2 protein-coding genes are annotated in these 1,941 nt (G+C 59.5%); both read left to right on the top strand.

The features are described 5' to 3' along the window. The coding region (locus OXG98_05345; GenBank protein MCY3771426.1) for a LysR substrate-binding domain-containing protein at window positions 1-876 on the top strand (876 nt) is incomplete at its 5' end. A gap of 82 nt (window positions 877-958) precedes the next feature. Next, window positions 959-1,941, top strand: a 983-nt coding sequence (locus OXG98_05340; protein ID MCY3771425.1) for a TonB-dependent receptor plug domain-containing protein, incomplete at its 3' end; no start/stop codon positions are given.

The raw sequence follows: 1,941 nt of genomic DNA, 5'->3' as shown, positions 1-1,941 counted from the left end.
GATCAGCTTGGTGCAAGACTTTTCGACTTGATACGCCAACGAATCGTTCTGACCCAGGCAGGCCGCGCCTACCTGGAGGAAATCCAGCCCGTACTCGCCAACCTTGAAGCGGCCTCGACCCGGGTCAGCGCGCGGGCCAAAGGGGTGGAACTTATCGAGATGGCGACACTGCCTACCTTCTGCTCGCGCTGGTTGATTCCGCGTTTGCCGAAGTTCTACGCTGAACACCCACAGGCTTCAATCCGCCTGACCTCCAAGTTCGATCCTTTCAGTTTCGATGCCGAACCGTTCGACATCGCCATTCACTTCGGTACGCCGGACTGGGCCGGTACGCGGATGTACCATATGTTTGACGAACGCATGGTCGCCATCTGCAGCCCCGACTTCCTTCGCAGGCACAACATCCGTTCCGACGCCGACCTGGCCGCCGCCCCCCTGCTGCATCTGTCGCTACGACGCACGGCCTGGGTCGACTGGTGCACGCAATTGTCCATTTCCACCAGGAACGCCTACAGCGGTTGGTTGCTGGACCAGTTTTCGATGTTGACGGAAGCAGCCGTGGCGGGACTCGGCGCGGCGTTGCTGCCGGATCTGTTCGTGGAGGAGGAGTTAAGGCGCGGCAAGCTCGTCCTGGCCAGCACCAGCGCGGTCGAATCCAGCAAGGGCTACTATATTGCCATTCCGGAAAACCGGCCGACGGCGCCCATCGTGACTGAATTGTGTGCCTGGATCCTGCGCGAGGCGGAACAGACGCTGCATGCTTCGCATTCGGCAACATATGCATCAGATTCCGGTCATGAGTTGCCCCAGCGACATAATGTGGTACCAAAAAGGCAACAACCTCCAAAGTCACCTAGCAATATAATCATGAAGTAACAGGACCGTCGCGCAAGAGAAGAATCTGCTGCCCGCGTTGCGCGGCGATCCGGCAGGTCAGACAAATCAAGGGGACGTTCCGATGTACGAGCTTAGATTTCCGCCCTTACAAGCATTCAAGCGAATTGGCAATCTCTTGTTGGGCCTTCCGGGTCTGGTCTTTGCCCTGCCGCCGGTACAGGCACAAGACGAGACCGGGACGATCGAAGAGATCACTGTGACGGGCTCGTTGATCAAGCGTGAAGAGAGTTCGCAACTCGTCACAAGCATCGATTCGGAGGAAATCGAATTGCGGGGCGCCACCAGCGCCGTGGAAATTCTCGACGCGATCACCACGGGACAGGCGCCGTTGCTGACGTCCAACGTGGCATCCGCCTTCAACCCGTCCTACACAAACTTCGCGAACCTGCGATCGCTGGGTGGACAAAGCACACTGGTCTTGCTGGACGGTCGGCGCATCGTTCGCGAGCCCTTCAGCGGCCGGGCAGTCAACCTGAACATCGTACCTACGTCGCTGCTGGACGCCGTGGATGTTCTTTCTGACGGCGCATCCTCCATCTACGGATCGGACGCCATCGCAGGGGTGATTAATTTCCGGACGTTCGATGCACTGGAGGGCGTCGAGTACTATGTGCACAGCTCGAATCCCGTGGAACCGGGAGGCGCACAGATCAAGGGCTCGCTAGCCGCCGGCTACGGCAACCTGCCGCAGGACGGTTTCAATGTATTCATTGGCGCCACGTGGCGCGACCGTGAGGAAATTCGCGGCCCCGACCGGGACTTCCTGCACGAGCAACCTCGTGCCGACAAGGGCCAGCGCGTGATCCCCGGGCGTTTGGAAGCTCAACCCGGAAACGTCAGGCAGGATTCCGCCGGTATCGGCGGCCACGGGGTGAATCCCTGGCCGCAGTGTGACCCACCGCTACAGCTCTCCAACGGCGCCGGTGCTTGTTACCTGAGTTTGCTGGGGCGAAATTTCATCGTAATGAGCGGAGAGGAGCAGCAGTCGGTCACAGCGAAGCTGACTGCAGAATTCTCAGATGACCATGTGTTCTCGGCGCAGTA

Source organism: Gemmatimonadota bacterium, assembly GCA_026706345.1.
Taxonomy (GTDB): Bacteria; JAAXHH01; JAAXHH01; order JAAXHH01; family JAAXHH01; genus JAAXHH01.
The sequence above is the reverse complement of the archived record's forward strand: the minus strand, read 5'-3'. Positions and strand labels throughout refer to the sequence as shown.